This window comes from Curtobacterium sp. MCJR17_043 (assembly GCF_003224315.2).
GTDB lineage: Bacteria > Actinomycetota > Actinomycetes > Actinomycetales > Microbacteriaceae > Curtobacterium.
Window position 1 is genome coordinate 835,078 of record NZ_CP126259.1, and the last position, 24,666, is coordinate 859,743.

22 protein-coding genes and 7 pseudogenes are annotated in these 24,666 nt (G+C 70.8%); 19 read left to right on the forward strand and 10 right to left on the reverse strand.

From position 1 onward, the window contains the following. Positions 1 to 15: 15 nt before the first annotated feature. From DEJ15_RS04430 to DEJ15_RS04445, 4 genes and pseudogenes are all read right to left on the reverse strand, one after another. Positions 16 to 1,224, reverse strand: a pseudogene (locus DEJ15_RS04430) (glycoside hydrolase family 2 TIM barrel-domain containing protein); the annotation flags it as partial. Beyond that, complete coding sequence (locus tag DEJ15_RS04435; RefSeq protein WP_284176334.1) at positions 1,208 to 1,471, reverse strand: hypothetical protein; 264 nt, start codon at positions 1,469 to 1,471, stop codon at positions 1,208 to 1,210. The pseudogene DEJ15_RS04430 and the gene DEJ15_RS04435, both read right to left, overlap by 17 nt. A gap of 124 nt (positions 1,472 to 1,595) precedes the next feature. Further along, a pseudogene (locus DEJ15_RS04440) lies at positions 1,596 to 1,895 on the reverse strand (sugar-binding domain-containing protein); the annotation flags it as partial. Beyond that, positions 1,786 to 2,205: a hypothetical protein gene (locus DEJ15_RS04445; RefSeq protein ID WP_284175689.1), complete on the reverse strand. Its 420-nt coding sequence runs from the start codon at positions 2,203 to 2,205 to the stop codon at positions 1,786 to 1,788. The gene DEJ15_RS04445 and the pseudogene DEJ15_RS04440, both read right to left, overlap by 110 nt. An 83-nt stretch (positions 2,206 to 2,288) precedes the next feature. Between DEJ15_RS04445 and DEJ15_RS04450 the strand changes: the two genes are divergently transcribed. Further along, the gene (locus DEJ15_RS04450; RefSeq protein WP_110823303.1) at positions 2,289 to 2,702 is read left to right on the forward strand and encodes a hypothetical protein; all 414 of its coding nucleotides are present in this window, start codon (positions 2,289 to 2,291) and stop codon (positions 2,700 to 2,702) included. Positions 2,703 to 2,704: 2 nt separating this feature from the next. Next, on the forward strand, positions 2,705 to 3,877 hold the full coding sequence (locus tag DEJ15_RS04455) for a baeRF2 domain-containing protein (protein WP_110823305.1): 1,173 nt from the start codon (positions 2,705 to 2,707) through the stop codon (positions 3,875 to 3,877). Between the two features lie 87 nt (positions 3,878 to 3,964). On the opposite strand, the gene DEJ15_RS04460 is transcribed toward DEJ15_RS04455, so the two are convergent. Continuing rightward, on the reverse strand, positions 3,965 to 5,107 hold the full coding sequence (locus tag DEJ15_RS04460; protein WP_110823942.1) for an MFS transporter: 1,143 nt from the start codon (positions 5,105 to 5,107) through the stop codon (positions 3,965 to 3,967). Between the two features lie 100 nt (positions 5,108 to 5,207). On the opposite strand from DEJ15_RS04460, the gene DEJ15_RS04465 reads away from it, so the two are divergent. Both DEJ15_RS04465 and DEJ15_RS04470 read left to right on the forward strand, forming a co-directional pair. Further along, positions 5,208 to 5,390 (forward strand): hypothetical protein, encoded by a 183-nt coding sequence (locus DEJ15_RS04465; protein WP_284175690.1) that lies wholly within the window; start codon positions 5,208 to 5,210, stop codon positions 5,388 to 5,390. Next, positions 5,311 to 5,940 (forward strand): GntR family transcriptional regulator, encoded by a 630-nt coding sequence (locus tag DEJ15_RS04470; RefSeq protein ID WP_284176293.1) that lies wholly within the window; start codon positions 5,311 to 5,313, stop codon positions 5,938 to 5,940. Before DEJ15_RS04465 ends, DEJ15_RS04470 begins: the two co-directional genes overlap by 80 nt. 24 nt (positions 5,941 to 5,964) lie before the next feature. On the opposite strand, the gene DEJ15_RS04475 is transcribed toward DEJ15_RS04470, so the two are convergent. Beyond that, positions 5,965 to 6,123 carry a hypothetical protein gene (locus DEJ15_RS04475; RefSeq protein ID WP_181419437.1) on the reverse strand — a complete coding sequence of 53 codons (159 nt, stop codon included), beginning with the start codon at positions 6,121 to 6,123 and terminating at the stop codon, positions 5,965 to 5,967. 282 nt (positions 6,124 to 6,405) lie between these two features. Between DEJ15_RS04475 and DEJ15_RS04480 the strand changes: the two genes are divergently transcribed. The 12 genes and pseudogenes from DEJ15_RS04480 to DEJ15_RS04525 all read left to right on the forward strand — a co-directional run bounded on the left by DEJ15_RS04480 (position 6,406) and on the right by DEJ15_RS04525 (position 19,487). Continuing rightward, on the forward strand, positions 6,406 to 7,380 hold the full coding sequence (locus DEJ15_RS04480) for a LacI family DNA-binding transcriptional regulator (protein WP_284175691.1): 975 nt from the start codon (positions 6,406 to 6,408) through the stop codon (positions 7,378 to 7,380). Between the two features lie 528 nt (positions 7,381 to 7,908). Then, a complete protein-coding gene (locus tag DEJ15_RS04485) occupies positions 7,909 to 9,282 on the forward strand; it encodes an ABC transporter substrate-binding protein (RefSeq protein ID WP_284175692.1) in 1,374 nt (457 codons plus the stop codon). Next, positions 9,279 to 10,259, forward strand: a complete 981-nt coding sequence (locus DEJ15_RS04490) for an ABC transporter permease (protein ID WP_110823313.1) — start codon at positions 9,279 to 9,281, stop codon at positions 10,257 to 10,259. Before DEJ15_RS04485 ends, DEJ15_RS04490 begins: the two co-directional genes overlap by 4 nt. Before the next feature lie 247 nt (positions 10,260 to 10,506). Then, a complete protein-coding gene (locus tag DEJ15_RS04495; protein WP_284175693.1) occupies positions 10,507 to 11,211 on the forward strand; it encodes an ABC transporter permease in 705 nt (234 codons plus the stop codon). After that, a pseudogene (locus tag DEJ15_RS04500) lies at positions 11,208 to 12,984 on the forward strand (ABC transporter ATP-binding protein). The gene DEJ15_RS04495 and the pseudogene DEJ15_RS04500 overlap by 4 nt, the downstream one beginning before the upstream one ends. A gap of 57 nt (positions 12,985 to 13,041) precedes the next feature. Continuing rightward, complete coding sequence (locus DEJ15_RS04505; RefSeq protein ID WP_284175694.1) at positions 13,042 to 13,881, forward strand: alpha/beta hydrolase; 840 nt, start codon at positions 13,042 to 13,044, stop codon at positions 13,879 to 13,881. Positions 13,882 to 13,952: 71 nt separating this feature from the next. Next, a complete protein-coding gene (locus DEJ15_RS04510; protein ID WP_502866186.1) occupies positions 13,953 to 15,176 on the forward strand; it encodes a glycoside hydrolase family 1 protein in 1,224 nt (407 codons plus the stop codon). A gap of 520 nt (positions 15,177 to 15,696) precedes the next feature. Next, complete coding sequence (locus tag DEJ15_RS04515) at positions 15,697 to 16,590, forward strand: acyltransferase family protein (protein WP_284175695.1); 894 nt, start codon at positions 15,697 to 15,699, stop codon at positions 16,588 to 16,590. Next, a pseudogene (locus DEJ15_RS17705) lies at positions 16,590 to 17,709 on the forward strand (SGNH hydrolase domain-containing protein). The gene DEJ15_RS04515 and the pseudogene DEJ15_RS17705 overlap by 1 nt, the downstream one beginning before the upstream one ends. 5 nt (positions 17,710 to 17,714) lie before the next feature. Further along, a pseudogene (locus DEJ15_RS17710) lies at positions 17,715 to 18,125 on the forward strand (NAD-dependent epimerase/dehydratase family protein); the annotation flags it as partial. Between the two features lie 83 nt (positions 18,126 to 18,208). Next, positions 18,209 to 18,721 carry an NAD-dependent epimerase/dehydratase family protein gene (locus DEJ15_RS17715; protein ID WP_349814807.1) on the forward strand — a complete coding sequence of 171 codons (513 nt, stop codon included), beginning with the start codon at positions 18,209 to 18,211 and terminating at the stop codon, positions 18,719 to 18,721. A gap of 43 nt (positions 18,722 to 18,764) precedes the next feature. Further along, positions 18,765 to 19,487, forward strand: a complete 723-nt coding sequence (locus tag DEJ15_RS04525; protein WP_110823323.1) for a sugar transferase — start codon at positions 18,765 to 18,767, stop codon at positions 19,485 to 19,487. A gap of 382 nt (positions 19,488 to 19,869) precedes the next feature. Here DEJ15_RS04525 and DEJ15_RS17720 read toward each other — a convergent pair. The 4 genes and pseudogenes from DEJ15_RS17720 to DEJ15_RS04535 form a co-directional block, all read right to left on the reverse strand. After that, positions 19,870 to 20,211: pseudogene (locus DEJ15_RS17720) on the reverse strand (glycosyltransferase); the annotation flags it as partial. After that, complete coding sequence (locus DEJ15_RS04530) at positions 20,162 to 20,338, reverse strand: hypothetical protein (RefSeq protein WP_284175696.1); 177 nt, start codon at positions 20,336 to 20,338, stop codon at positions 20,162 to 20,164. The pseudogene DEJ15_RS17720 and the gene DEJ15_RS04530, both read right to left, overlap by 50 nt. A gap of 28 nt (positions 20,339 to 20,366) precedes the next feature. After that, positions 20,367 to 20,720, reverse strand: a pseudogene (locus DEJ15_RS17725) (glycosyltransferase); the annotation flags it as partial. A 95-nt stretch (positions 20,721 to 20,815) separates the two neighbouring features. Continuing rightward, a complete protein-coding gene (locus DEJ15_RS04535; RefSeq protein WP_146232800.1) occupies positions 20,816 to 21,640 on the reverse strand; it encodes a glycosyltransferase in 825 nt (274 codons plus the stop codon). Positions 21,641 to 21,713: 73 nt separating this feature from the next. On the opposite strand from DEJ15_RS04535, the gene DEJ15_RS04540 reads away from it, so the two are divergent. The 3 genes from DEJ15_RS04540 to DEJ15_RS04550 are packed head-to-tail and all read left to right on the forward strand — an operon-like array spanning position 21,714 to position 24,558. After that, positions 21,714 to 22,676 carry a hypothetical protein gene (locus DEJ15_RS04540; protein ID WP_284175697.1) on the forward strand — a complete coding sequence of 321 codons (963 nt, stop codon included), beginning with the start codon at positions 21,714 to 21,716 and terminating at the stop codon, positions 22,674 to 22,676. Further along, positions 22,673 to 22,954 (forward strand): hypothetical protein, encoded by a 282-nt coding sequence (locus tag DEJ15_RS04545; RefSeq protein ID WP_284175698.1) that lies wholly within the window; start codon positions 22,673 to 22,675, stop codon positions 22,952 to 22,954. The genes DEJ15_RS04540 and DEJ15_RS04545 overlap by 4 nt, the downstream gene beginning before the upstream one ends. After that, a complete protein-coding gene (locus tag DEJ15_RS04550) occupies positions 22,951 to 24,558 on the forward strand; it encodes a hypothetical protein (RefSeq protein ID WP_258365785.1) in 1,608 nt (535 codons plus the stop codon). Before DEJ15_RS04545 ends, DEJ15_RS04550 begins: the two co-directional genes overlap by 4 nt. The last annotated feature ends 108 nt before the right edge of the window (positions 24,559 to 24,666 follow it).

Below are 24,666 nucleotides of genomic sequence, written 5' to 3' on the forward strand. Positions count from 1 at the left end.
CGTCGGTCCGGCGAGCTCCGCCACGACCTCGAACCACAGCTCGTCGCCGGGGGGCGAGCGCCGCCGCGGCGAGCACCTCCGCCGGGACCGGCACCGTGGCGGACCCCCCGCGCGGCGACGACACCGGGGGGCGAGTCTCCCGGACGCCTCGACGACGCCGTTCCGCGACAGCGTCCAGACGAACCGCAGGCCCGCGGTGGACGCGGAGTGGTACCGGTTCTCGATGAGCACGGTGCCGCCGCCCGCGGCCGTCCCACCGCCGAAGGGTGAGACGGAGAGGCGCACCGGCGCGACCACGGCCGCGAACTCGGCGAGGCCGGGCGTCGGGGTGTCGTCCGGCAACACGAGGCCGTCCATCACGAAGTTGCCGTCGTGCACGACCTCGTGGTGGTCGCCGCCGTAGGCGTAGTACGGGGTGCCGTCGGCGGTGTGGGCGAGGAGGCCGTGGTCACGCCACTCCCACACGAAGCCGCCGTGCAGTCGCGGGTACCGGTCGACCAGAGCCTCGTACTCGGCGATCTGGCCGGGGCCGTTGCCCATCGCGTGCACGTACTCGCAGTGCAGGAACGGCTTCGAGCGCTGCCGGGCGGCCTCGGCGGGACCGCACCCGAGCAGGGGCGTGGCCGCACCGCCGCCGATCGACTCGGTCTCCTGCAGCGTCGGGTACATCCGCGAGTAGACGTCGGTGTACTCGCCCGTGTAGTCGCCCTCGTAGTGCACGGGGCGTTCGGTGTCGCGGGCGTGCACCCACTGCGCCATCGCGGCGAGGTTGCGTCCCGTGCCGGACTCGTTGCCGAGCGACCACATCACGATCGACGCGTGGTTCTTGTCCCGCTCGACGGTCCGCGCGATGCGGTCGAGGTAGGCGTCCTCCCACGCGGGGTCGTCCGACGGGTTGCCCTGCCAGCCGAGGGCCTCGAACCCGTGCGTCTCGAGGTCGCACTCCAGGACCACCCAGAACCCGAGCTCGTCGGCGAGGTCGAGCACGCGCGGGTGCGGCGGGTAGTGCGACGTCCGGATCGCGTTGACGTTGCTGCGCTTCATGAGCGCCATGTCCGCGCGGGCGTGCGCCTCGTCGAACACCCGCCCGCGCTCGGGGTGCGTCTCGTGCCGGTTCACGCCGTGGAAGACGACCCGCTCGCCGTTGACGAGGAAGCGGTCGCCGACGATCTGCACGGTGCGGAAGCCGAGCCGGAGCGCGACCGTCTCACCCGCGGCCGACATCGTGGCGTCGTACAGGCGGGGGGACCTCGGCGCTCCACGGCTCGACGCCCTCGACGGTCACCGGTGCGACGTCCTCGGCGGAGGCCCAGGTGACGTCCACGCCGAGCTCGGGCACCCGGAAGCGCACCGGGAAGGTGGCCTCGATGCTCGGCACCGTGATCGTGCCGGTGCCCGTCGCGGGACGGCCGGACGCTGCGGTCCCGGCGCTCGCTCCGTCGCCGGGGACGGCGGACCAGGCGGCGCGCACGAACACGTCGTCGATCGGTGCGACCGGACGGGCGAGCAGGGTGACGTCCCGGAAGATGCCGGGGGAGCCACCACTGGTCCTGGTCCTCCAGGTACGAGGCCGCCGACCACTGGTGCACGCGCACCCGGAGTTCGTTGTCCCCGGGTACGAGCAGCTCGGTGACGTCGAACTCGGTCGCGAGCCGGGACCCGGTCGACCACCCGACCTCCTGCCCGTTCAGCCACACCCGGAAGTGCGACTCGACACCGTCGAAGCGGAGCAGCACCCGCGCGGCACCGTCGAAGGAGCCCGGCACGGTGAAGGTCCGGCGGTGGTCACCGGTCGGGTTCTCGTCCGGCGGGTGCGGGGCGTCGATCGGGAAGGGGTACTGGACGTTCGTGTAGCTCGGCGCCCCGTGGCCGTGCAGGACCCAGTGCGAGGGCACCGGGAGCGTGCCCCAGCCGTCCGGGTCCTCGAAGGCGGGGGGCGTCGGCGACGGGCGACCAGCGGAAGTCCCACTCCCCGGCGAGCGACAGGCACGGAGCGTCCGTGTGCAGCCAGGCGCGCGGCGCCAGTCGTGTCGCCGAGCCCGGCGTCGTCGCGTGCAGGTCGTCGAGTGCGGCGTCGGTCAACGTCGACCAGTCCTTCCGTGGTGCCCCGCGCTCGGGGCGCTCGGGACGGGTGTGGCGATCAGCGGGGCCGGGACGGCGACCGTGCCGTCGTCCCGGCGCGTCGTCGATCGGGTGCAGCGTCAAGCCAACCACAGGACCCGACGTCCACCTGGGATCGGGGTCAGGTGCCGTCGCGGAGCGTGGGACCCCCCACGAGAGGAGCAACGATGAGCGAACGCGGGAACACCACCCACAACCCGGAGCTCGACGACCAGCTGGCGCACGAGGCGCAGAGCATCGTCCAGGGACACGGCAGCAACGCCCACGTCGAGGAGTTCCGCCAGTCCGAGCCGGTACCGGACGACACCGACGACGCCGAGACCGTCCAGGCCTCGGGCTACGACGGCGACCTCGAGGGCGCACTCGTCGACGACTCGACGGACGTCGACACCGCCGACGACCCGGACGGGGTCGCCGCCGAACAGCCGGACGGCAGCGGTGACGGTGCCGACGCGACGGTCTACTCGACGTCCTCGGCGGCCGACCCGGACGCGTCGGCCGACGTCACGTCGTCGAACGCCTCGGCGGCCGACGGTGCGAGCGACACCGACGACCTGCCGACCACGGACGAGGAGGCCTGAGCATGCCCGTCACCGCGAACGAGGCCACCGACGAAGGACGCTCGCTCGGCACCCGGCTCGCCACCGGCGGCACGTGGACCTGGGCGTACGTCGACGCCTCCGGGGACCGCGAGGACCCGCAGCACCTCGCCGCCCTGCAGCGCCGGAAGGCCGAGGACGCCCTCCGCGCCGCGGGTGCCGACGCGGACGTCATCGACACCGTGATGGCCGAGCTCGAGGAGACGCCCGGGGTCCCCGCGCCGGTCAGCCGCTACGTCCTGGTGCACGACGGCAAGCTCGTGCTCAGTGACCTGCTGCCCGGGCACATGCACGGACCCGAGTCCGTCGGCCACGGCGCCGTGCCCGACCTCGTGCCGCTCCTGGCGCACCGCCCGCTCGACGTCCCGTTCCTCGTCGTCGAGGTCGGCCGTGGTGGCGGTGGCTACCGCGCCTACCGGCTCGGGCACGTCGACCACCCCGACCAGCGCGAGGAGCAGGAGGTCGAGGGCCGTACCGACACGCTCCACAAGTTCCAGGGCGGCGGCTGGTCGCACCTGCGCTGGCAGCACCACACCGAGGAACTCTGGCGACAGAACGAGTCCGAGGTGGCCGCCGCCGTGCAGGACGCCGTCGACCGGCTGGCACCACGGCTGATCGTCGTCGCCGGGGACATCCGGGCGCGGCAGCTCCTCGTCGCCGAGCTGTCGAAGACGAAGGCGACCGCACCCCTGCTCTCCGAGGTGCCGATCGACCCGCGGGCGTCCGACGCGTCGGAGGACGGTGTCCGCGAGCACGTCGACATCGCGCTCGCCCGCGTCGTCGCCCAGCGGCGGCACGACGTCGAGGATCTCCTCCGCACACACGAGGGACGCGGTGACGGCGAGGTCGCGGCGGGGCTCGGCCCGGTCGTCGAGGCGCTGCAGCAGGCGCAGCCGTCGGTCGTCGTCCTCGACCCCGTCGGGTTCGCCGACCGCACGGTCCTGGCCCTCGACGCCGCGCCCTGGATCGCGACCGCCCCGGAGCAGGCGCTCGGTGCAGCGGTGCTCGGACCCGTCCCGGCGGCGGTCGGGCTCGTCCGCGCCGCACTGCTCACCGACGCCGAGGTCGTGTACGCCAACGCCGCGGCGCTGCCCGGCGGCGGCCCGACCGCCGCGCTGCTGCGCTGGCGCACCGGACCGGAGGTCCCCGGGGCCTGACCGGCCGACGACGGACGGGAGGCTCGTGGCGGCGCCACCACGAGCCTCCCGTCCGTCCACCATCCCGACACGCGACCGGCGCGGAGGTCAGTCGTGCGAGCGGTCCGCCCGCGGGACGAGCGGCAGGGCCAGCACCGGCAGCGCCGCCACCAGCAGGAACGACCCCGCGAACCCGACCAGTCCGACCAGGGCGCCGATGCCCGGGCCGACGGCGCTCGCCGCGATGAACTGCCCGGTGTTCTGCGCGCCGAGGGCCCGGCCCGACCACCGCGGGCCGGCGGCCTCCGCGACCGACGTGTACGCGAGCCCGTTGTCGGCCACCGTGACGCTCGTCGCCACCACGAGGACGACCGCGGCGGCCGGCAGGTGCGCCACGTCGACGAGCGCGAGGACCGCCATCACCGCCGCCGCCGAGACGGCCACGACGCGCAACGGGCCGACGCGGGAGCCGACGCGGTCGCTCCACACCCCGACCAGGATCCGACCGACCGCCCCGACGAACTGGGACGCGCCGACCAGGAGGCCCGCGGCAGCCGTCGACCACCCGAGCGTCACGAGCCACACCAGGCCGTACGTGGACAGCGTGAACTGCGGCACGACGAGCAGGACCGACACCGCGTGGATGCGCCAGAGGAACCCCGTCGACCGGTAGGGGTTCTCGGCGGCAGGGCCGGCGGCTGCCGCAGGCGGGCGAGGCGGATCGACGATCCCGAGCGCGCCGGCCACCGCGAGGACCGCGCACAGCACCACCGGCAGGACGAGGGCCGCCCGGATGCCGGACGTCTCGGCGAGCGTCGGCACCGTGACGGCCGCCAGCGTCACACCGAGCGGCTGCGACATCTGCCGGATCCCCATCGCGAGACCGCGCCGTTCCTTCGGGAACCAGCCGACGACCACCCGCCCGCTCGCCGCGTTCGTCGACGCGCTCGTCATGCCGGCCAGGAGGAACGCCACCCCGAGCAGCACCGCGTCGTGGTCGGCGATCCACGCCCCGGCGACCGCGAGGGTGGTGAGGACGAGGCCGCCCGCGATGACGATGCGCTCGCCGATGCGGTCGGTGACCGCGCCCCAGGCGATGAGCGTGAGGACCATGCCCGCGGTGGGGGCGGCGGCCAGCAGACCGGCCTGCGTGAGGGACAGCCCCTGGGCGTGCAGGTGCGGGATGAGGAGTGCTGGCGCGGTCACGACGAGCGTGCCGGCGGCCTGCGCGGCGACCCCGAGCCCGAGCATCGTCCACGCTCGGGCGGGGGTGCGGGTCACGTGGCCTCCGTCTCGGCTGGTGTACCGGAACGGTATACCAACGGGGACGACGCCACTACGCTGGGTGCCCGTGACCGAACCGACCGACGCCGCACCCGTGTCGCAGACGGCCCAGCTCTACGACAACCTCCGCGCCGCGATCCTGACGCTCGACATCGCACCGGGGGGAGCGGATCTCGGAGCGCGGCCTCGAAGCGCGCTTCCACGCCTCGCGCACCCCGGTCCGGGCGGCGCTGTCGCGGCTCGAGCGTGAGGGGCTCATCCTGCACGAGGGCCGCTCGTGGACGGTCACGCCGATCGACCTCGGCGAGATCGCCTCGCTCGCCGAACTCCGCGGGGTGCTCGAGCCCGCCGCGGCCCGGCTCGCCGTCGCCCGCGCCCAGCCGGACGCCCTCGACGCCGTCCGAGCGCACCTCGACGCCCTCCGCCCGACGCCGGACCAGCAGGCCGGCATCCGGATGGGCTCGACGTTCCACCTCGACCTCGCGGCCCTCGGCGGCAACCGGTTCATCACCGACGCCGTCGCGGACGCCCTGACCCGGCTCGAGCGAACCCGGTGGATCGAGGTCCGGACGCCGGAGACGCGCGACGCCGCGTGGCAGGAGCACAGCGACATCCTCGACGCGGTGCAGAGCGGCGACGCGGACCGTGCGGCGGAGCTCGTGGCGGCGCACGTGGCCGGCACGAACGACCGCCTGCTCGGGTTCATCGCCCAGGAGGGACGACGCCTCCGTGGTGCCGGCATGGCGATCGTCGGTGCGCCGGAGCGGGCGGGCGTCGACGCGGGAGCCGGCCGGGCCTGACGCGGCCCGCACCGGCGGCCGCGGTCACTCGACGAGCGGGTGCTCCTCCGTCCCGTCGAGCTGCGCGGTCACCCACGTCAGGTGCGGATCGGCGTCGTGGTCGAGGAGGGCCTCCCGCACCTCGGCCTCGTCGCTGGAGAGCCGGTGCGCGTCCCTGCGCCCGGACGGTGTCGACTGTGACATCTGCTCGTCCCTTCTCCGGATGGTCGGGCCAGTGTCGTCCTGCCCGCGTCCGTCCGCAAGACCCTCCGGGCGCGTCCGGAGGAACACGGGCTGCCTAGGATGGTCGGCGTCGTCGGGCGGCTCGCCCACGGCTCCGATCGCGAGGGAGGACCGGCGTGGGCCCGCAGCGCAGCGCACCTCCCACGGTCTACGACGTCGCCTCCGCGGCCGGGGTGTCGATCGCGACGGTCTCCCGGGTCCTCCGCACCCCCCGACGCGGTCCGCGAGGGCACGCGCGACCGGGTGCAGGCGGCGATCCGGACGCTCGGGTACGTGCCGTCGGGGAACGCCCGCGCGCTGGCCGGTCGCCGGACCGGGGTGGTGGGCCTCCTGCTGCCCGGGTTCGACGTCGTCCCGGACGAGCGGCCGGACGTGGTCACCGACGGCGGCGTGCGCGTGGTCGACGACCGGCGGCACGTGATCCAGCCGACGCCGTCGAACCTGTACTTCGACGAGGTGCTCCGCGGCGCCGAGACCGAGGCCTGGCAGCGCGGTCTGGCACTCATGGTCGCGGCCGGTCGAGGGCCGTCCCGCGACGTCGTCGTGAACGACGTCGCCGGCCGGGTGGACGGACTGGCGGTCCTCGCGCAGACGGTCCCGGACGAGTTGCTCGAGCACGTGGCGCGCCGGATCCCGGTCGTCGTGTTGGCGGACGACCGGCGCTCGCGGGGCTTCGACTCGATCAGCGTCGACAACGCGGCCGGCATGCGGACCCTCGGCGCCCACGTCATCGGGCGTCTCGGCATCCGGTCGATCGCGTACGTGGCCGGGCCGGTCGACTCGCCGGACGACCAGGAGCGGACGGCCGGGTTCCGCCGCGCGCTCGAGGACCACGGACTCGACCAGCACGCGGTGCGCACCGTGCACGGGGACTTCGGACGCGCCCGGGCCCGCGAACTCGCCCGGGCCCTGCTCGACGAGCAGGTGCCGCGGGCGATCGTGTGCTCGAACGACCAGTCGGCGCTCGGGGTGCTCGACGCCGTGCTCGCACGCGGTCTCCGGGTGCCTGACGACGTGGTCGTGACGGGCTTCGACGGGATCGACGCCGGACGCTTCTCGTCCCCACGCCTGACGACCGTGCACCAGCCGATGGGTGAACTCGGCCGGGCCGCGGTCCGGGCGATCGTCGACCGGCTGGACTCCCGTGAGGGTCCGCCACGGTCCGTCCGGCTGCCGGTCGAGGTGCTCCTGCGCGAGAGCTGCCCGCCGTCGCTCTGACCGTCGGCCCCGGTCCGGAGCGTGACACCCTGCGCAACAACGTCCACACTTGCACCGCGAGATGTAAGCGCATACATTGGGTGGGTACCCACTCGACACGGAGGTCGACCGAGCAATGACGCTTCCCCCCGCAGCGCACGCGCAGGCCCGCCGCCCAGGGCCCTCGGCCCCGGCTGGGCGGCATCCCGGGCGCATCGCACCGGTCCGGCCAGTCCCGTGCCGGCCGGACCCGTGCCGGCCGCCTCGCCGCAGCCATCGCCGGACTCGCGGTCGTGGCCCTCGTGGCCACCGGCTGCAGCATCCAGGTCCGTTCCCAGCCGGACCCGAGCATCGGCAAGGACACGATGCTCATCAACGCGGACCGCGGCAACCCGCTGTTCGACCGCAACTTCAACCCCTACATCCCGAACGCCCGCACCGCGAGCAAGTGGATGTACGAGCCGCTCATCGAGATCAACCCCCCTCGACGGCACGGGCACCCCGTGGCTCGCGAGCTCCTGGGAGCTGCCCGACGCGCGGACGATCGACATGACGATCCGGAAGGGCGTCGAGTGGTCCGACGGCACGGAGTTCACGCCAGAGGACGTCGTCTTCACGTTCGACCTCCTCAAGGAGTTCCCCGCGATGGACGTGAAGGGCGCGTGGCAGCACATCGACCGCATCGAGCGGGACGGCGACCACCTGGTCTTCCACCTCAAGGGCGAGGACGTCCCGAGCCTCAACATCATCGGCGCGACGTACATCCTGCCCGAGCACCACTACGGCACGGTGAAGGACCCCGTCACCTGGCGTGACCCAGACCCCGTCGGCACCGGCCCGTTCGTGCTCGGCAACTACTCCGACCAGCAGTACTCGATGGACAAGAACCCGACGTACTGGCAGGCCGACGAGATCGCGATCGAGCACCTCGTGCTCCCCGCGACGAACACGCAGCTCGACACCGTCACACGCGGCTACGACTGGGCGTACTCGTTCATCTCGGACGTCGAGGGCACGTGGGGCGCTGCATCGCCGGACAACAAGTGGTGGTTCCCTGCCGGCGGCGTGATCGGCCTCATCCCGAACCTGACGAAGGCGCCGTACAACGACGTCAACGTGCGCAAGGGCATCTCGTACGCGCTCGACCGCGACGGCATCGCCGAGACCGCCTCCGAGGGCAACCTCAGCGCAGCGGGTCAGACCGGCTTGATCCTGCCGAACCAGGAGCAGTACCTCGACCCGTCGATCCCCGACGAGGGGATGATCACGCAGGACACCGACCGCGCCCTGGCCGAGTTCGCGAAGTCCGGCTACGAGCAGCAGGGCGGCAAGCTCGTCAAGGACGGCAAGCAGCTCGAGATCACCCTGATGACCGCGAACGGCTACTCGGACTGGCTCCGTGCCGCACAGCAGGTGCAGCGTGACCTCGGGAAGATCGGCGTGGAGGTGCAGATCCAGGCTCCGCAACCCGCCGGCTACCAGCAGAACATCAACAACGGCACGTTCGACATGGCGATGGGCGGCATGGGGAACGGTGACGTCTTCCAGGCCTACAACTCACTGCTGTCGAGCGACTTCTACCAGCCGGTCGGCAAGTCGACGGTGAACAACTTCGAGCGGTACAAGAACGCGGACACCCAGAAGCTCCTCGACGAGTACCGCGGCACGACCGACCGGGGCGAGCAGCAGCAGATCCTCAACAAGCTGCAGGCCATCGTGTACGACGACCTGCCCGTGATCGGCATGTACTACGGCGGACTCTGGGGCCTGTTCAACACCGGCAAGTTCGTCGGCTGGCCGAGTGCCGAGGACCCGTACATGGCACCGCAGAACTACGACTCCGCACCGCTGTTGATCTTCACGAAGCTCCGGCTCCGTGACAGTGCGGCGGGCAAGAAGATCCTGGAGGAGCAGGCCAAGTGAAGTACGTCCTCCAGAAACTCGTCCTCTTCGTCCTGACCCTCTGGGCTGCGGTCACGCTGAACTTCGTGCTCCCGCGTCTCATGCCGGGCAGCCCGTCCGATGCGGCGCTCGCGAAGCTCAGCCAGAACGGTCCGGTCACCGACGCCACGAAGAAGGCCATCGAGGCCCAGCTCGGCGTCCCCAGCGGCAACCTCTGGGACCAGTACGTCAGCTACCTGCACCAGGTCGTCACGCTCGACTTCGGCACGAGCTACACGTTCTACCCGCAGCCCGTCGGCGACCTGGTCGGCCGTGCCCTGCCGTACACGCTCGTGCTCGTCGGAACGGTGACGATCCTGGCGTTCGTCATCGGCACGCTGATCGGCGTCGCGGCGGCGTGGAAGCGCGGCACCTGGCTCGACTCGCTCCCGACCCTGTCGGGCTCCTTCATGTCGACGTTCCCGTACTTCTGGACGGCGCTCCTGCTGCTGTTCTTCCTCGGCTACGTCCTGCACTGGTTCCCGACCACCGGTGCCTCGTCCGCGACGAGCGTCCCGGGCTGGAACGGCACCTACATCGGCGACGTCCTGCGGCACGCGATCCTGCCGGCGGTGACGATCCTCGTGACGAGCCTGGGCGGCTGGATCATCGGCATGCGCAACGCGATGATCAACACGCTCGGCGACGACTACGTCACCTTCGCCGAGGCGAACGGCCTCCGCGGTCGCACGGTCGCCGTCCGCTACGCCGCCCGGAACGCGATCCTGCCGAACCTGACCGGCTTCGGCCTGGCACTCGGCGGTGTCGTCGGCGGCTCGGTGCTGGTCGAGCAGGTGTTCGGCTACCCGGGCATCGGCTACCTGCTGTTCAACGCCGTGATCGGGCAGGACTACCCGCTGATGCAGGCCCTCTTCCTGATGATCACCGTGTCGGTGCTCATCGCCAACTTCATCGTGGACGTCCTGTACGGCGTCCTGGACCCGAGGACGCGCCGATGACCACCACGAAAGCACCGGACACAACGGTGGCAGTACGGACCCGAGGAGAACAGGAAACCGCCCCCCTCCAAGCTCAGGGCAGCCGCTCGCCAGCTCGGCGTCGTCTGGAGCAACACCAAGGCCCGCGTCGGCATCTGCATCCTCGGCGCCTTCGTCCTCATCGCCCTGTCCGCCCCGCTCCTCGCCCCCCTACGGCGCCAGCCAGAACGGCTTCGAGCGCAACGCCGACGCCACGTGGGCGCACTGGATGGGCACCACCGCCGCCGGCGAGGACGTCCTCTCCCAGTTGATCTACGGCGCCCGGGTCTCCGTGCTCGTCGGCGCGGTCGCGGGCTTCCTCTCCACGCTCGTCGCCGTCGCGATCGGTCTGAGCTGGGGCTACATCCGCGGCTGGGTCGCCGAGGTCATCGGGTTCATCGTGAACCTCTTCCTCGTCATCCCGGGTCTTCCCCTGATGATCGTCATCGCGGCGTACCTGCAGAACGGCGGCATCGCGGTGATCATCGCCGTGATCGTCGTCACCGGCTGGGCGTGGGGCGCGCGCGTCCTCCGCAGCCAGACGCAGTCCCTGCGCAGCCGCGACTTCGTCACGGCCGCGCAGTTCTCCGGCGACGGTGCGACGCGCATCGTCTTCCGCGAGATCCTGCCGAACATGACGTCCCTGATCGTCGGCAGCTTCTTCGGCGCGGCGACGAGCGCGATCCTCGCTGAGGCGGGCCTCGAGTTCCTCGGACTCGGTGACTCGTCGATCGTCAGCTGGGGCACGATCCTCTACTGGGCGCAGAACTCGAACGCGCTGCTCACCGGTCAGTGGATCCTGCTGTTCGCCCCGGGTCTCTGCATCGCCCTCCTGGCGATGAGCCTCACCCTGATCAACTTCGGCGTCGACGCCGTGTCCAACCCGCGGCTGCGCGAGGGCGCGCGCCGCAAGCGCAAGGAGGTCACCGCATGAGCGGCGCAACCAGCGACGGCCTGGAGGCGCGTGGCGGCGCCGCCACGCGCCTCCCGTCCGGAACTCCGCAGGACCAGGGCCGGACCGACGTCCTGCTCGACGTCCGCGACCTGTCCGTCGTCTACGAGTCGGCCGGCCAGACGGCCGTCCAGGCCGTCGACCACGTCTCCTTCTCCCTGCGCAAGGGCGAGTTCGTCGGCCTGGTCGGCGAGTCCGGCTCCGGCAAGTCGACGCTCGGCTACGCGCTCACCCGGCTGCAGAAGCCGCCGGCGCGCACCAACGGCGGCAACATCGTCTTCGGCGGGAGCGACATCCGCGACCTCGGCGACGAGGAGCTCCGGCGCCAGCGCCAGGGCGGTTTCGCCATGGTGCTGCAGTCCGGCATGAACGCGCTCAACCCGGTACGGACGATCCGCAACCACTTCATCGACGTCTTCAGGGCCCACGGTCATGTGCCCCGCGAGCGGTGGGACGCCCGGATGCGCGAGCTCATCGGCAAGGTGAAGCTGCCCGAGACCATGCTCGCGCGGTACCCGGGGGGAGCTCTCCGGCGGCATGCGGCAGCGCGTGTCGATCGCCCTCGCCCTGTCGCTCGAGCCGCAGCTCATGGTGTTCGACGAGCCGACCACGGCCCTCGACGTGCTCGTGCAGCACGCCGTGATGGACACGATCATCGAGCTGCAGCGTTCCGAGGGGTTCACCGCGATCCTCATCAGCCACGACCTCGGCATCGTGCTCGAGGCGACCGAGCGCGTGCTCGTCATGCACGAGGGGCGGATCGTCGAGGACGGCCGCTCGCTCGAGGTCCTCCGTGACCCGCAGGACGACTACACGACGATGCTGCTGTCGCACTACGCGGACCCGCGGGCTGAGGTCGTGTCGTTGCCGGGGTTCCCGGACCGGTCGCAGCGCTCGGCGTCCCGTCAGGAGACCACCTCGTCCTTCGCCACCGTCGGCTCCCGGGAGCGCTCGGCCGCGAAGAACCCGATCGTCGTCGACCACCTGGTCAAGACGTACCCGGCGCCCCGTCGTGGCGAGCAGCCCGTGCAGGCCGTCCGCGACGTGTCGTTCACCCTCGAGCCCGGGCAGTCGCTCGCCCTGGTCGGCCAGTCCGGCTCGGGCAAGTCGACCATCGCGAAGATGCTCACCGGCGTCGAGCAGCCGACCTCGGGCACGGTGCGCTTCGGCGACACGGACGTGGCGAAGCTCGGGAGGCGCGGTCTGAAGGACCTGCGCTCCGAGGTGCAGATGGTGTTCCAGGACCCGTACGCGGCGCTCAACCCGCTGCACACGGTGGAGTACATCCTGTCCCGACCGATCGCGAACTACACCGGACTCCGCGGGCGCGATGCCCGGCGTCGGATGCTCGAGATCCTCGAGACCGTGGGCCTGACGCCCGTCGAGCAGTTCGCGCAGAAGCTCCCGCACCAGCTCTCCGGCGGGCAGCGGCAGCGTGTGGTCATCGCCCGGGCGCTGGCCAGCGACCCGCAGGTGATCATCGCCGACGAGCCCGTCTCGATGCTCGACGTGACGCTGCGGGCCGGCGTCCTCGCGCTGCTCGAGGACCTGCGGGAGCAGTGGGGCGTCTCGCTCCTCTACATCACGCACGACCTGCTGAGCGCCCGCCTCATCACCGACGACATCATGGTGCTGCACGACGGCGCCGTGGTCGAGCGCGGCAGGACGGCCGAGGTACTGCAGCACCCGCAGGACGACTACACGGTCGCGCTGCTGGACGCGGTCCCGAACCCGCGGCGGACACTGCTCGGATGACGACCTTGCTCGACTTCCCGCCCGTTCCGCCCTTCGGGCACCTCCCGACTCCGGAGGGTGTCGACGCCGTCGGCATCGACCTGCCCGTCGGTCGGCTCACCGCCTACCGCGTCGTCCCTGCGGGGGGAGTCGAAGGGCACGGTCCTGATCGTCCCCGGGTACACCGGGTCGAAGGAGGACTGGCGCACCTTCATGCCCCTGCTGCGCGAGGCCGGCTGGACCGCGGTCGCGATCAGCCGCCGCGGCCAGGCCGACTCGGCAGCACCGACCTCGCCGTCCGACTACTCGCTCGACGAGGAAGCGGCCGACGTCGTCCGGGTCGCGGCGCTGCTCGACGACGGCGCCCCGGTGCACCTGATCGGTCACTCGCTCGGCGGCGTGATCGCCCGCGCGGCCGCCATCGCCTCGCCGGGGTCGTTCCGCAGCGTCGTGCAGTTCTGCTCCGGCCCGTACGGCTGGCCCTACCGCAAGGTCACCGAGCTCACGATCCTGCACGACACCGGCGGGAACAACCGCACGCTGTTCGACGCCACGAACCCGCTCTGGGCGTACCGACCCGACGAGGACCTCCCCGACGACGTCCGCATGGTGCGCGACCGCTTCGACGCCACGAGCCCCCCTGAGCGTCGTCGCTGGCGGACACATCCTCGAGGACCACACCGATTCGTCCGCCGAACTCCGCGCGACCGGGCTCCCGGTCCTCGTGGCGCACGGCGAGTGGGACGGCGCCTGGCCGATCCCGTGGCAGCGGCAGATGGCCGAGGACACCGGCGCCAGCTACGAGGTCGTCCCCACGAGCTACCACGGCCCCCCACGTCGAGAACCCGGCCGCGACCATCGCGCTGTTCGACGACTTCCTCGGCCGGCACGCACCGGCTCGCACCGGCTCGCACCTGAAAGGCACCATCATCACCACGCTGCAGTTCCCCGACGGCTTCCTCTGGGGTGCCGCCACCGCCGCCCACCAGATCGAGGGCAACAACGTAGGCTCCAACTGGTGGGTGCACGAGCACGAGCCCGACACCACCATCGTCGAGCCCTCCGGCGACGCCGCGGACAGCTACCACCGCTACCGCGAGGACATCCGCATCGCCGCCGACCTCGGCCTGAACTCCTACCGGTTCAGCATCGAGTGGGCCCGCATCGAGCCCGAGCGCGGGTTCGTCTCCCGCGCCGAGGTCGACCACTACCGCCGCATGGTCGAGGCTTGCCACGAGGCCGGCATCGAACCGATCGTCACCCTCATGCACTTCACCGTGCCCCGGTGGTTCGAACGCGACGGCTTCTGGCGTGCACCCGACGCCGCCGACTTGTTCGCCCGCTACACCGAGGCCGCGCTCCCGGTCGTGCAGGACGGCGTCCGCTACGTCTGCACGATCAACGAGCCGAACATCGCGGCGATGCTCGCGGGTGGTGAGGACGCCGCGAACCTCGTCGCCTACGGCCTGCCGAACCCGGACCTGGGCGTCGCCGACGCCCTGCTGGCCAGCCACCGGCGGTCGCGAGACGTGCTGTCACAGGTGTCGGGCCTCAAGTCCGGGTGGACCGTCGCGACCCAGGCGTTCCGGGCGAACGGTGAGCCCGGCTCCGAGGAGATGCTCCGCGAGTACGGGTACCCGCGTGACGACTGGTACCTCGAGGCCGCTGCGGGCGACGACTTCCTCGGCGTGCAGGCCTACACCCGCACGTTCATCGGCCCCTCCGGTCCGTTGCCCGTCGCCGACGATGTCGAGACGACGCTGACCGGGTGGGAGTTCTACCCCGAGGCCTCGGCGGACGGCCTGCGGTCGGCGTGGGCGCTCTCCGGCGGTGTCCCGCTGATGATCACCGAGAACGGCATCGCCACCGCCGACGACACCCGCCGGATCGCCTACACGCAGGGCGCCCTCGAGGGGATCCACCGCTGCATCGAGGACGGCATCGAGGTCCTCGGCTACCAGCACTGGTCGCTGCTCGACAACTACGAGTGGGCCTCCGGGTTCCGGCCGACGTTCGGGCTCGTCGCATGGGACCGGGAGACGTTCGAGCGGACGCCGAAGGACTCGGCGCGGTGGTACGGGGGGAGTCGCACGGGCGAACGCGCTCGAGACGCGTCGCGACTGACGTCCTGTCCTGACGGACGGGAGGCGCGGGGCCGGCTTGCACCACGTCACCCGGTCACTCCGTGGCCGGGTGACCGACGCCCCCCGTGACTCCGTACACCGGTGGAGATCCTTGAGGGAGGGACGGCTCGTCGAGCGGACGAGCCGTCGTCGGAGTCGGTCCGCCGGCATCTCGACCAGCACGCCGCCCAGCACACATCCGTCGTGCAGTTCTGCTCCGGCCAGTACGGCTGGCCCTACCGCAGGGTGACCGAGCTGACGATAGTGCACGGCACCGGCCGGAACCTCCGTCGGCTGGCGGATTCGACCAATCCGCTCTGGCGTACCGACCCGACCAGGAACGCCCGTGACGGCGTTCGCATGGCCCGAAACCGGTTCGACGCGACGAGTCCGCTGAGCGTCATTGCCGGCGGGCACATCCTCGAGGGCTACACGCGGCTCGTCCGCCGGGTTACGGGCGGTTGGATCGGCGTGCCCGCGAGATGCTCCCGCGGGTGTCCGATGACCATGCCGGGCGAGGTGACCGGGACGAACCCCTTTCGTTGTGCATGTTCTCCACGTGAATACCAGTGTGCTGATACTTGAGTTACACATCGGCCATCATGTCCTCGTGTTCCTGCATCTGACAGCCGATCCGCTTCGACGCCGACGCAGCACTCGTCCCGAGCTCCAGGGCGTCCGAGCCGTCGCCGCTGCCCTCGTGCTCGCCTTCCACGCGGACGTGCCAGGACTGGACGGCGGCTTCCTCGGCGTGGACGTGTTCCTCGTGCTCTCCGGGTACGTGGTCACGACCATGTTGCTCGCCGAGCATCGCCGTTCCGGTGCGATCGATCTGGTGGCGTTCACCCGGGCACGCTTCTCACGCCTCGCTCCGACGGCCGTCGTGGTCGCCCTGTCGACCTTCGTCGTCGCGCTCCTGGCGGCTTCGCCGCTGGCGCGTCCGCAGTTGGTCCCTGAAGCGACCGCGGCCGTGTTCGGCTACGAGAACCTCCTCCTCGCGGTCCGCGGTGTCGACTACCTGCAAGACGACACGGTGAGCGCATTCCGGCAGTTCTGGTCACTCGGGCTCGAGGTGCAGTTCTACGCCGTTTGGCCAGTGGTGCTGGTTCTGGCACTGCGGTTCGCGGAGCGGCGCGGTGCGATCTGGGTCACAGGGTTCGGACTCGTCGTCTCACTCGCGAGCGTTCCGATGGCCCGAGCAGTGGCGGAACCGTTCGCCTTCTTCATGCTGCCCAGCCGTGCTTGGGAGTTTTTGGCGGGTGCGCTGCTCGCTGTGGGCCCCGCGTTCGCGTTCGCCCCCCGCCGTCACCGCGGTGGTGCGTGTCGCCGGTCTGCTCCTCGTCGCCGCCGGTGTGGCCCTCGCCGGGCCGGAGACCGTGCAACCCGGCCTGCTGACGCTCCTCCCGGTGCTGGGGACCATGACCCTCCTGCTCCCGGGCACCTCGGCTCGGTTCGACGTGGTGCGGCGTCTGCTCAGTACACGGCCGATGGTGGTGCTCGGTGATGCTTCGTACTCGATCTACCTGTGGCACTGGCCGCTCCTCGCCCTTCCGGTCCTCGTCCGCGGAGCACCCACACCCTGGCCGTTCCGCCTCGTGCTCCTGGTCGCGACGGTCTCCGTCGGTCTGGGGAGTGCTGCAGTCCTGGAGCGGCGCGCTCGTCGATTCCTCGAGCGCTGCCGTCCTCGGACGACGAGCCTGCTCGCCGTGGCGGCGGTCGCCACGCTCGTCGTACCGAGTGCGGTCGCCGTGTCGGCTCGCACCTCGTCGGACGTGCGGGTGGCCGGCCCTGACGCTGCGCGCATCGCTCCGAGACCGAGCGCCCCCCGACGTCGTCCCGGCGAACGTCACCCCGGCGCTCACCGATGCGCTTCGCGACCTGCCCTTCCCGTACTCGGCCCACTGCGTGGCGAACCTGCTCGACCCACCCGCCGAGCCGTGTGTGATCGAGCCGAGACGAACCCGTCGTGTCGCGCTCGTCGGGGACAGCCACGCGATGCAGTGGGCAGATGTCGTACGACGTGCTGCGAGGGACGCACGGGTGGGTCTGACCGTCCATGGTCGGGCTGCCTGCCCGTTCGCGGACATCCGTGTGGTCAACCCGCAACTCGGTCGGGAGTACCGGGAGTGCGATGCGTGGCGGCGCGAAACGCTCGCGAGCATCCGCGCAGAACATCCGGAGGTCGTCGTGGTCGGAGAGGCGACGGCGCTCTACCGGGGGGCGACAGGTGGGCGACGGCCCCTTCGAGCGCGTTTGGCGAGACGGAGTCCGGCGATCCCTGGCCGCCCTGCGGCCCGGCACGCGGGTCGTCTTCGTACAGGACACCCCGTCGTGGCCGTCCGATCCGAACGAGTGTCTCGCGAGCCACCTCGAGGCGGTGGATCGATGTGCGCATCCCAGCGGGGTGCTGCTCGACGCCGACGTCCGTCGGTGGGTCAGCGGCCTCGCGCCATCGGTGACGGTCATCGATCCCGTGCCGGCGCTGTGCTCCCACTCTTGCTCCCCGGTGCTCTGGAACGTGCTCGTGTACCGCGACCGGTCCCACCTCACCGCTGTTGCTGCGCGAACTCGGCGGGCCCGTTCGAGAGCAACTCGCAGCCATATTTCGGCTGTGATATTTTGAACATCATGTTTTCACCACGTCATCCTGCGGTGCTGGTCACGGGCGGTGCGGGCTACATCGGGTCCCATGTGGTCCGGCTCCTCGTGGACGCCGGTCGCGAGGTCGTCGTGGTCGACGACCTCTCCACCGGAGAACTGGAACGTGTCGACGACGTCCCCTTCGTTCATCTCGACCTCGCTTCCGTCCACGCACGAGCTCGCCTCGACGCGACCATCCGAACTCATGGTGTCGGAAGTGTCGTGCACCTCGCGGCCATGAAGCAGGTCGGAGAATCCGTTGACCGCCCCACCTGGTACTTCGATCGCAACATCGGTGGCTTGACCAACCTCTTGGCAGCGATGGAGGACCGCGGCGTCCGCGCGATGGTCTTCTCCTCGTCGGCTGCGGTGTACGGCGAGGTGTCCGGTGGACAGGTGCGTGAAGACCATCCCTGCGCGCCGGTCAACCCCTACGGGCAGTCGAAGCTCGTCGGGGGAGTGGATGCTCGCCAACGCGGCCCATGCGTGGGGACTGCGGGGGGATCAGCTTGCGCTACTTCAACGTCGCGGGGACGGGATGGCCGCAACTGCGCGACCGAACGGAAGCGAATCTCGTCCCGATCGTCATGCGCGCGGTGCGGGAGGGGTGCCCGGTGCCGGTCTTCGGGGTCGACCACCCGACGCAGGACGGTTCCTGCGTCCGCGACTACATCCACGTCGTCGATCTCGCGGATGCACACGTCGCCGCGCTCGAACACCTCTGCGGAGCGGACGCCGGGCACACCGCGCTCAACCTCGGAACGGGCCGTGGGACCTCGGTGCTGGAGATCGTGCAGGCGGTGTCGGCTTGCGCCGCACGTCCGGCGGCCATCGAGGCCTTCCCGCCGCGCGCTGGTGACCCCGTGACCGTCGTGGCTGATCCTTCACGCGCTCGTCAACTCCTCGGTTGGCGGGCCCGCCACGACGTCGTCGACGCGGTCACGAGTGCGTGGTCCGCTTCCCTGACCGCCACCTCGGCTCGATCGGCCGGTTGACCGAGCCCGCGCCGTACTCGCTGTTCATCCCGGAAGGAATCCGATGCTCCCGAACCATCCGTACGACCGAACCAAGCGTGTCCTCGATGTCATCGCGGCACTGGTCCTGCTCGTCCTCTCAGCGCCCGTGTGGGCGATCGTGACCGTTGCGCTGCTCATCGTGCAGGGTCGACCGGTGTTCTTCCGGCAGCGACGGACCGGGCTCCATGGGTCGACCTTCTCGATGCTCAAGTTCCGGACCATGCTGCCGGACACCGACGGCAGTGGCACCGCGAGTGACCACCTCCGTGTCACTCCGCTCGGTGCGTTCCTGCGCGCGACGAGCCTGGATGAACTCCCGAACCTGCTCAACGTGCTTTGCGGCGAGATGAGCATCGTCGGCCCGCGCCCGATGCTCGCGATGTTCATCGAGCACCACGCACAGGACGGCCACGGACTTCGGCACGCTGTCCGGCCGGGGATCACCGGGCTCGCGCAGGTCAACGGACGGAACGACCTCGAGTACGTCCGACGCTTCGAGTACGACCTCGAGTACGTCCGACGTCGCTCACTCGGTCTCGACTTCGTCGTCCTGCTCCGCACCGTGCCGGAAGTCCTCGCTCGACGTGGTGCCTCCGGTGCTGAGCCCTGCGCACTCGCCGCGACGGACGACGTGGTCGCGAAGCGAGCAGCAGTGCTCGAGGCAACCGCAGATGCGAACGACATCCCGTCCGACCGGGACCACGATCGGCTCGATGGCACCGATCGACACCTCGTCGGAGTCTGAGCCGGCAGCACGGTCTGCGTCGCTCAGGCCATCCTCGTCCCGGTGGAACGGAAGGGGCGGTTCGACCGAACTCGAACCGCCCCTTCCGTCGTGCGTCACGGGCGGCGACGGCGCCCCCCGACGGGACTCGCGACGCTCCGATCGAGCCCTCTCGACGTACCGGGTGAACGCGTCCCAGACCACGGACCGGTCGAAGTCCTCGACGGCACGACGATGTCCGCCGTCCGCGATCGCACGTCGGAGCGATCGGTCGGTTGCCACCGCTCTGAGCGCCTCTCCCGTCGCTCGTCGGTCGCCGACCGGAACGACGAGTCCCGTCTGGCCGTGCGCCACCAGATCGGCCAGGCCGGTGCAGTCGCTCGCCACCACGGGGGAGGCGTGTCGCCCACGCTTCCAGGACGACGGTCGGCAGGCCCTCGCGATGTGACGGGAGGCAGAAGACATCGAATCCGCTGTACTGCTCTGCGGGGTCGTCCACGTTGCCGGTCATGGTCACCCAGTCACTGCGCAGCAGCGTGCGGACGTCGTCGTCGAGGAGGTCGACGCCCTCATCCAGTCCGATCAGCACCAGATGGGCCGGGATCCCGCTGTCGCGGACGTCCGCGACGGCGCGGACGAGGGTCTCGATGCCCTTGTCCCGGGTGACGCGCCCCACGAAGCCGATCACGAACTCGTCACCACGCAGCCCCCCAGCGACCACGAACGGACGCTCGGAGTGCGGCATCGTCGGCGATCGCGGTCGCACGGGCGACGTCGGTCCCGACCACCGAACCCGCACCGACGACGTCGATGCGGGTGGTGGGCAGTCCGAGTTCCCCCGCACCGTCGACGAAGGCCGTGACCGACCGCAAGGGTGTGCGTCGACATGGTCATGGACAGACGCTCCGCCGCGACGAGGAGCCGCCGCCAGATGCCGTGTGCAGTTTCGAGTCGGAGGCCGTGGAGGACCTGTACGCGAGTCGGCACTCCCGTGAGCCGAGCGGCGACACCTGCGAGCAGGGTGGCCTTCGGCGTGCCGTACACGACCGTCTCAGGACGCAGCTGTCGCATGAGCCGGACGAGCTCGAGCAGTGCGCGGAGGTCACGTGTAGGGGACGGATCCCGGGCGAGCGCGAGGGCGTGGGCTGGCACGCCCTCCCGCGCAGCGACGCGATCGAGGCGCCCGGTGTCGCCGGCAGCCATGGTGACGGGTGCCAACGAGGTCGTGGTGAGGTGGCGTAGCTGATCTCGCATCACGACGTCGAGGGTCGCGTCGACCGTCTTGACGACGAGGGTGCCGGAGCGGGGGGGTGGGCATGAGGGGCCTCCGAAGGGGTGGTGGGAATCGGTCACGTGGTGACGAGGTAGCGCGGTCTGCGGAGACCCGCATTCCGCAACACCTGACCGGCGGTCCAGCCGGTATCGTGCGCGAACTGGAGGACGAGCGGCTTCCCCAGGCTGCGTGCGAGTCGACGACGCGAGGCGATCACCTTCCGCGCCGACGCCGAGAAGGCAGGGGTCCTCCGGCTGTGCATGCCGTCGTGCACCCGGTACTGCACCAATCGCTCCGGGACGTTCCCGAGGGTGCATGTCGCACTGAGGCGCAGCCAGAGGTCGTAGTCCTGCATCCGCACGCAGTCCGGGTCGTAGCCGCCTACACGCTCCAGAGGCGATCGCCGGAGCACCATCGCCGAGTGGACGAAGACGTTCCGCCGAAGGAGTTGCCGAGCGGTGTCCTCCGTCGGGACGTCGATGTGTCCCAGCGGTCGTCCGCTCTCGTCGATCACCGTGGCGGCCGATCCGACGCCGGACCACTCGGGATGCTCGTCGAGCGCTGCGATCTGTCGCTCGAGACGATGTGGTTCAGCGATGTCGTCTGCGTCCAACCGCGCGAAGAACGGCGTGTTCGTCGCGCCGAGGACGGCGTTCAGCGTCGCAGCCGTACCCCGTCGGGAGGGCCTGGTGCGGATCCGGACGCGAGGGTCGGCCATCCAGGATCGTCGGTCGTCCTCGATCGGCTCGCCGTCCAACGCCACGACCACTTCGAGGTCGTCGATGGTCTGCGTGAGGGCGGAGGTCACCGCCGCGTCCAGATGGGCGTCCAGGCGCACGGTCGGGATGGCGACGGTAACGCGGGGCGGAGCGCACCGTGAATAGAAGTTCGACATACACATACAGTATATTATGGGAATGGAGTCGTTCAGGAGGCCGTCGTACGGCCCGAGCACACGAGGGAAGGGCGGTCAGGTGTTCGTGCTGCTTGCTTCGGCGGCCCCGGGCATCGCTGGCCGGGGCGTGCAGTTCCTGGCGCTCGCGTGGTTCGCCACGCTCGTCAGGCCCGAGCAGTACGGTGAGTTCGCCGTGTTGCAGACGCTCGTAGTCGGAGCAGCGAGCGTTGTCGGCAGCACCGTCGGCATCACCGCCAACACGGCCGCGGCTGCCCACGGTGTCGACGGTCCGGGGTTGTGCGCTGCCGTCGGCGCGATGGTCCGCCTCCGGGCCGGCGTGCTCGTCGCCAACGCGTGCGCGTCCTTCCTCGTCGTGCTCGTCGGCTTCATCGCCCTCACCCACCCCTCGACGCCCGACGGGCTCGTACCGGCACTCGTCGCCGGAGCGCTCGGCGGTGCGGTCCCGGTGGCGGAGGTGCTCGTCGGTGTCCTCGCGGGCTCCGGTCGTCCCGGTGCCGCCGCCGCGGTCGATGCGCTCCGTGGTGTCGGTGGCGCTGCAGCCGCCGTCCTCATCGGTTCACTGGTCGACGGCGGCGCTGCAGCCGCAGGACTGGTCATCCCTGACCTCGTGATCGCCATCGTGGTCCTGGTCTGCGGCATCGGCCGACCTCAGGCGCCCGTCCGTCTGGATCCGAGCGCACGCGAGGGCGCTGTGTCCGGGATCGCGGCGAATCTGCTCGGGCAGGTCGCGGTCTGGATGGTCATCGCCGCGGTCGGTGCGGTCGGAGGAGCGGTGGCGATGGGGGTGTACGGCGTCGCGATGCGTTTCGCGTCCGTCATCACGGTCGCGCCGGTGTACCTCGGGAAGGTCGTTGTCCGCCACTTCGTCGAGGGGACCGACGCCCCGGGGAGGTGGACCCCCTCGGTCGTTCGTCATGGTCGTGGGAGTGCTCTGCGCCATCGGCTCGGTGGTGTCGCTCCTGTTCCTCACCCTCGGCTTCCCCGAGCTGATCGACCGGTACCCGGGGGGTCGTACCGGTGACGGTCGCGGTCCTGGTGGTGACATCGGTGCGGGCGGTCCTGATCTGTGTCGGACAGGTCTGCGTCGCGCGCCGAGCCTGGCGGACCTGGGTGCTCGCGGACCTCGTCGCGTGCGGTGCGACCGCTGCGTCGTTGGCGGTGACCGTCGCCCTCGGAGGGGCGTTGAGCACGGTCGTCCTCGCGTCCGGCATCGGGCACGTCGCAGGCATCGCCGTCCGGCTCGCAGGACTCCGCGGCCGCAGTGCTCGGCGGGCGTCCGCATCGGTGGCTGCGAGATGACGACGGCGAGCGCGGTCGTCCGAGCGATCGACGACAGTCGCGCGGCGGTCCACCACCTCGTGCGCGCAGCAGCCGTCGTGCCCGTCTTGCTCAGCCTCGGCTTCCTGGTGTTCGGGCACGGTGACGAGCGTGCCTTCACGGTCCCCGTCGTCGTGCACGCGGTCCTCGTCGTCCTCTCGCTCGAGGTCTCCAGGCTGCTCACGCTCCCGGTCCGCTTCGACGGCTTGACGCTCTTCACCGCCTGGGAAGCCGCCCGCGGCTGTGTCGCGCCGGTGATCATCCAGTACGTGGGCAACGGTTCGGCGTTCCACTACCGGCTGGGGAACGTGGAGGACTCGCGGACGGTGCTGTTCCTCGGATCGACGTTCTTCGCCACCGCGATCGTCGTGAGGCTCGTCGTCGGACTGGTCCGCGTCCGGACGAGCAGCGGTACCGGACGTCAGGTCGCTCGACTCCGACCGTCGCGCATCCCGACGTGGGTCCTGATCGTCGTCGGCTGCGTCGGTATGGTCATCCGCTTCCCGACCCCTGCCGCCGTCGTCGGCTTCCTCTCCGGAGCGATCGAGCAGCTCCAGGGCAACGACCAGATTGGGAGCAGCGGGGTCGTGCTCCTCGGCATGGTGCTCCGGCCGCTGCTGTTCGTCGGCCTCGTCCTCGAACTCCGTCGACGTCGCTCGGAAGGCCGACGCTGGCTGTGGCTGCTCCTGCCGCTCGGGCTCGTCCTCGTCTTCGGACTCGCGTCCTACGGGTTGAACCGGGCGACGGTGGCGTACGCGGTCTTCGCGGTGGTGTTCGTGTTCCTCGACCGGTCGGGACGCCGTCTGGAGACCGTGCCGATGATCACCGCAGTGGCCGCGCTCGGGACGTTCTTCGTCGGCATCGGGACGCTCCGGGCCACACTCTGGGTCAGTCGGACGGCGTTGGACGCGCCCTCCATCGGGATCGTCCCGGCGCTCCAGTCCGTGATCCCCTACTTCGGGACGCCGATGCAACTCGCGGCGGCGCTGCCCTGGATAGAGGCATCGAACCCCTTCGGCATCCGCACCTTCGGCTTGTCCTTGCTGTCGCCGATCCCAGGAGCGCCCGACGTGGCGAGGACCGCGTCGAGCACCGCCGTCTACAACCACGTCGTTTACCACAGCTTCCTCGGGAAGGACCAGCTCCTGCCGACCTGGTTCGAGGGGTACCTCTGCTTCGGACTCATCGGGGTGGTGCTCGCCGGCGCGTTCGCAGCCCTCCTGCTGAGCCTGAGCGACACCCTCCGCCTCGGGACGAGCACGGTGCTCTCCGCCTACGGGAGTGCGCTGCTGGTGCTCTGGAGCGCTCAGGCCGGCGTCACCTCGTTCGGAGTCATCGAGCAGAACATCATCTACTTCGTCCTCGTGCCGATGGTCCTCGGGTTCGTCAGCACCCCACCTGAGGCACGTGCCTCGACCAAGAACGAAAGGTCACATCGTGAAGATCCTCATGCTCTCGGGCATCTTCGGCCAGACCGCGGAGTACCGCGCCACCCACATGGCCGAGACCCCCGACAGCCTGCTGGCCGACGGCTTGTCGGCGATCGGTGTCGACGTGACGACCGCGCCGCCGAACTTCCGCGGTGACTGGCGCCCGTACGACATCGTCCACCTGAACCACCTCACGAACGCATGTCTCCGAGCGCTGGCCCCCCCTCGCGGCAGCGGATCGTATTCACGCACCACACGAGCGGG